This is a genomic window from Thioalkalivibrio sp. HL-Eb18, assembly GCF_000364985.1.
In the GTDB taxonomy this organism is placed as follows: Bacteria; Pseudomonadota; Gammaproteobacteria; order Ectothiorhodospirales; family Ectothiorhodospiraceae; genus Thioalkalivibrio.
This window is the reverse complement of sequence record NZ_KB822990.1, coordinates 1-4,806: the sequence shown is the minus strand read 5'-3', so window position 1 is coordinate 4,806 and position 4,806 is coordinate 1. Positions and strand designations below refer to the sequence as shown.

Here is a 4,806-nt window from a genome sequence, read left to right as displayed (position 1 = left end):
CTAAGGCGAACTGGCAGCCGGGAGGATCCAACCTTTGCAGCTCTTGGAGTTAAACAGAAAGTGTTTTCTTGTAATAGCTGTGGCAGAGAAAGTGCCTTTACGCCGGAAAGCCGATAACAAGTCCGTCAAGTTCGTTCCGCGCTTCGCACTCCACCGGGCGCGACTAACGCCGCGCCGCTTAACTTTGCGAAGAATGGGGACAGACTTATTTTCTACGGCGCTGAATCCATGGTCACCCACACACCGGACCCGGCTGAGCCCCTTAAGTTTGTGACGTCGGCTCATCCGGCATATATAGCTCGCACGCTCAATCAGTATCCGTGCGCGATACCTGATCACTGTTAACCGGTAAAGCATGGAAAGCAGGATTCGCAGAAAATACGCTTCGATGATGTGGGAGTGTCGCTTTCGGATCGAAACACTTCGTGGTTCACGTCCGGAAAGACTCATTGCACGTATCTCCAGACCACGATCGAGTCAGAAGCCCTTCAGCTTCGGAAATTGCTTGAACTGATCGCTTTCTCCTCGTTAGTGTCATATCAAGAATCCTACCGTTCTGTTAGAAGTGACATTGCGAAGGACTGGCACGCGGATCGAATCTTGCGCAGGATTGAGGGTATCAACCCTAAGTTCTATCCAGCCCCCGTGGACGGATTCAATAAGCGAGACTGGAATAGGGTGACAAGTGGGTACCTTACGCGAAAGCAGTTCGAGCGGTTGTACGATACATGTGGAGCCATTCTTCATTCCCAAAATCCGTTTTCAAAAGGCAAAAGTTCGTTGTCTTTCCATAGAAAGGTTCCTGAATACTTGGGCAGAATTGAGACCTTGCTGTCAGAGCATTTGGTAGAGCTTGCCGAATCACGAGAACTCATTCATGTAATCGCTCCGATGGAAGAGAATGCGGCAATACAGGTTCGGCACTTAGTACGCGGGGCGAACCACACTTAACACATCGCGCGAGGCGGGCCGCTTTCAGACTTCGCCTCGATCACCGTTAGACCGTAACAAGGAAGGGAACCGAGTGTCTGATGAACTCCAACAATTCAATGCTCACCAAGAGGATGTTCGGCGGAGAGCTGACTCCCTGGCGCGAGCCATGTTTCTGCTGAGCGGTGGCGCACTCACGGTCTCGATAGGCATATTCACCAACCATGCCGCCCCTCAATTAGAACCGGAGCTTGCGTGCGTGCTGCGCGGTTCCTGGTGGAGTCTCGTCTCATCAATCCTTCTGCTGATTTTCTGCCTTATCGCCATTATCGCTCGCGACTACGCCTTCGGAGAGCGCTGGCGCAGTGCAATGGACGCGCCGGAGAAAGGGGCGCCTCGCCAGTTTCTATGGCCGGAGATCGTGATCTGGGCTCTTGGCCTTGTGGCCGTGGCTGCATTCACTTTGGGAATGCTCGGGTTGGCTAGGGTGGCCACCGGGCTTCTTGGGTAACCGCCCTTTGCGAAGTCCAGGACACCCACTTTCTGCGGACCTTCCCGGAAACGAACTCGGCGCCCGGAGGCGCCGATCGAAGTGGTTGGGAGAGTGCTGGGCCCTAGCCCCAGATGTCCTGGGTGATGCCGACGTACCAGGCGCGGGTGTGTTCGGCCTCCTGGCGGCGGAAGGTTGAAGACTGGCCGTTCGGACTGACGCCACCGGAACCTTCTACCGCCGCCTGAGCGCCGTTTTGGTACTGGTATACGGCGGCGATGCTGACGCCATAGTCCGGCGTGATCAGGCCGTAGCAGGTGCTGGCCGAAGAGGGCTCCAGGGGCTCCTGGCCCGATGGGCCGAAGAAGAGGACACCCATCTTTTGCCGGCCCAGCCGAAAACGAGCTCGGCGCCCGAAGGCGCCGATCAAAGTGGATGGGAGAGTGCTGGGAGCTAGCCCCAAATGTCCTGAGTGATCCCGGCATACCAGGCGCGGGTGTGTTCGGCCTCCTGACGGCGGAAGGTTGAAGACTGGCCGAGCGGACTGACGCCACCGGAACCTTCTACCGGCGCCTGGGCGCCGTTTTGGTACTGGTGCACGGCGGCGATGCTGACGCCGTAGTCCGGAGGATGTAGCGGACACCCACTTTCTGGCGGGCATGAGCTCGCATGTATCGTCGACGTTGAAGTTCAGGCCGTCAGAGATGTGCCGAAACCATACAAGGCTCTCCGGTATTACCCCGAGCACACGTTTGACCCGACCGATGACTAAAAGACCACCAGGCGATTAACACCACCCTCAACGGCCCTCTAAACTCGCACCAGCGATCGACCCAGCGAACAAAACAATGAATATAAAACAGAACCCATTCTCTTTCTATGATTTCTTGGGATACATAATACCGGGGGCCGTATTTCTGTATGGGGCAATACTGGTGGCCGGCCACTTATCGGAATATGATACACCCATTGGATTCGCATTAACGGTATTGAGCTTCGAGAACCCAGAGGTTTATATACCATTTGTATTATTGGCGTACATCACAGGCCACTTTCTGAGTTTTCTGTCCTCGATTACCGTGGAACGGTACTCCATATGGGCGCATGGATACCCATCAAAGTATCTATTAGGGATTTCCTCAAAAGGATATTTTTATCTAGAAAATCATAAGAAACTACGGCAGACAATGAGAGTTCTCGTGTTCGTATTACTTGCTCCGATCTCCGTCCTTGATTGGCTGCTTGGCACAAAAGCGGGAATGCGTGACCTGTACGCGAAGGCGTTGGATCCGTTACTAATCGAGCTTTTGCGAAAACGCATAGCGCTTCTAATTGGAGATCACGCCCAAGTAAACAATCAGTCTGAGCATGGATCTGCGAACGATAATGATTTCTTTAGATACGCATACCATTACGCAGTAGAGAATGCAGAGAACCACCTTCCGAAAATGCAAAACTATGTGGCTCTTTATGGATTTCTAAGAACACTAACTCTTATCTCTCTGACAATATTTTGGATATCAACGTGGCATGCGTTAACTGCTCAGGGTTCATTATTAGCCGGTATTACGGCGGTATCATTGTCGGCAACGACAACCTTTCTCCTGTTTATGGGCTTCGTAAAGTTCTATCGGCGTTTCTCGCTAGAGGCATTGATGGCCATGGCTGTTACGTACCCCAGCAAGGACCTGGATTGAAGCAGGAACGAATCGGCCTCGGGAGGCGCCGATTCGATTAGAGGACACCAGAGGACACCCACTTTCTGCGGACCTGCCCGGAATCGAACTCGGCGCCCGGAGGCACCGATCGAAGTGGATGGGAGAGCGCTGGGGCCAAGTTTCTGTCACTAGGCACTACGGGGTCGGACCACGGTAAAAGACTGAAAGACAGGCGGTTATCGCGTTTTCCACCCCAATGAGATGCCTTAGACGGACAATTTCAGGCGCGAAAATGGCCCACTAACGGGCGGGCAAACGGTCTCTCCCTCCGCTCGTTCAAGATATGTAGTGGGCACGCCCAACCAATCCACCTAGTCACTGTTAGAGCCGCAGAGAAGGTCATGGTCGATTTGGTGTATCGGACGGCGACACCAGGCGATGTGGAGGACATCGCTCGGCTTGTGAATTCCGCGTAGCGACCCAGACGGGGGTAGAAGAGGACACTGAGCTTCTTGATACGCTGCTTACCGGGCCGCCTCGGCTTCCAGCATGTCCACGAGTTCGGCGGCGGATGCAAGGCCGTACCTGATCCGGCCCTGGGGGGTGATGATGGTGGGGGTGCCCCGGAACCGCTGCTCCCGGGCAATGGCCAGATGATCGGCCACGGGATTCGTGCAGTCTTCCGCCTTTATGGTCTCGCCCAGCTTGGCCCGGGTGATGGCATCCTGCCGGTCGTCGCTGCACCACACCGCCTCCATCTGCTCGAAGGCGTTGCCGATGATGGGGAACGCCGCATAGCGAATGCGGATGTCCCATAAGAGGTAGTCGTCGATTTGCTGGTGGAATTCGCGGCAATAGGGGCAGTTGACGTCGGTAAAGACCGTCACGGTGTACTGGGCGTCGTCCGGCTCAAAGACAATGAGCTCGTCCTCGTCCAGGCCTTCCACCAGTTGCACGATCTCGGCCTCCCGTTCCCCGGCGGCCGCGTTGCCGCTCAGGCCGAACACGAGAAACGCCACGGCCACCAGAACCATGGGGCATGCGCAGATCCTGTTCCGTATCACGTCCACCGTCCTTCCGGCTTGATGTGCTAACAACCGGTGTTTGTCGGCCTGCCGGATACCCTGCCCCGAACACATACCGATGGACCATTGCGAGGAATCCGGGTTCCGCCTGAACGCGATGGCCATAGCCAACGGAACCAACGGGGTCGGGCCTTGATAAGCCACTGAACGTAAGGTGCTAATGTTCTCTTTCGGGACGCCACAAGCGCTTAAACAGGCAATTTCCGGCCTTATAAGTGCCGAAAGAAGAACGCGGTGATCGTCGGTTTCATAGCGGGGTCGGACCCCCAGGAACCAAGCGAGCTTCCAAGCCCTCTTAAGGAAACACTGATTTATTCCGCCGTGGGTCCCGCCCACCTGGCGGGTTTGGGATAATGGCGCCAGGTTTCCTGCCCAAGGTGATGGCCGATGTCCCAGCGCAGCTTTTCCGATCTCGAGTATTCCGCCAAGCGTAAGCAGACGCGGCGCGACCGCTTTCTGGGGGAGATCGATGCGATCACGCCCTGGGCGGCGCTGGTGGAGGCGATCGAGCCGCACTACCCGAAGGGGAAGCGGGGTCGTCCGCCGATTGGTCTGGAACGGATGCTGCGGATGTACGTGGCCCAGCAGTGCTTCAACCTGTCGGATGAAGGGATCGAGGATGCGGTCTACGACAGCCAGGCGA

At 55.8% G+C, this 4,806-nt stretch carries 4 protein-coding genes and 2 pseudogenes; 3 read left to right on the top strand and 3 right to left on the bottom strand.

All coding sequences use genetic code 11. The features are described from left to right. Positions 1-1,099: 1,099 nt before the first annotated feature. The gene (locus tag F813_RS0113380) at positions 1,100-1,441 is read left to right on the top strand and encodes a hypothetical protein (protein ID WP_026148296.1); all 342 of its coding nucleotides are present in this window, start codon (positions 1,100-1,102) and stop codon (positions 1,439-1,441) included. Positions 1,442-1,544: 103 nt separating this feature from the next. Here F813_RS0113380 and F813_RS13790 read toward each other — a convergent pair. Together F813_RS13790 and F813_RS14270 are read right to left on the bottom strand one after the other, a co-directional pair. Next, positions 1,545-1,775: pseudogene (locus F813_RS13790) on the bottom strand (FCSD flavin-binding domain-containing protein); the annotation flags it as partial. A gap of 98 nt (positions 1,776-1,873) precedes the next feature. Beyond that, a pseudogene (locus tag F813_RS14270) lies at positions 1,874-2,047 on the bottom strand (FCSD flavin-binding domain-containing protein); the annotation flags it as partial. A gap of 221 nt (positions 2,048-2,268) precedes the next feature. Between F813_RS14270 and F813_RS14390 the strand changes: the two are divergent. Then, entirely contained in the window at positions 2,269-3,117 is an 849-nt protein-coding gene (locus F813_RS14390) for a hypothetical protein (RefSeq protein WP_155995150.1), read from the top strand. 485 nt (positions 3,118-3,602) lie between these two features. Here F813_RS14390 and F813_RS0113370 read toward each other — a convergent pair whose 3' ends face one another. Further along, on the bottom strand, positions 3,603-4,112 hold the full coding sequence (locus F813_RS0113370) for a DsbC family protein (protein WP_017926932.1): 510 nt from the start codon (positions 4,110-4,112) through the stop codon (positions 3,603-3,605). A gap of 438 nt (positions 4,113-4,550) precedes the next feature. On the opposite strand from F813_RS0113370, the gene F813_RS13785 reads away from it, so the two are divergent. After that, positions 4,551-4,806: IS5/IS1182 family transposase (locus F813_RS13785; RefSeq protein WP_017926931.1), on the top strand; the 256-nt coding region annotated here is incomplete at its 3' end.

What these genes read in the sequence shown, in the direction of transcription:
- F813_RS0113380 (WP_026148296.1), top strand. Translation starts at nt 1,100, where the DNA reads ATGTTTCTGCTGAGCGGTGGCGCACTCACGGTCTCGATAGGCATATTC.
- F813_RS14390 (WP_155995150.1), top strand. Translation starts at nt 2,269, where the DNA reads ATGAATATAAAACAGAACCCATTCTCTTTCTATGATTTCTTGGGATAC.
- F813_RS0113370 (WP_017926932.1), bottom strand. Translation starts at nt 4,112, where the DNA reads ATGGTTCTGGTGGCCGTGGCGTTTCTCGTGTTCGGCCTGAGCGGCAAC.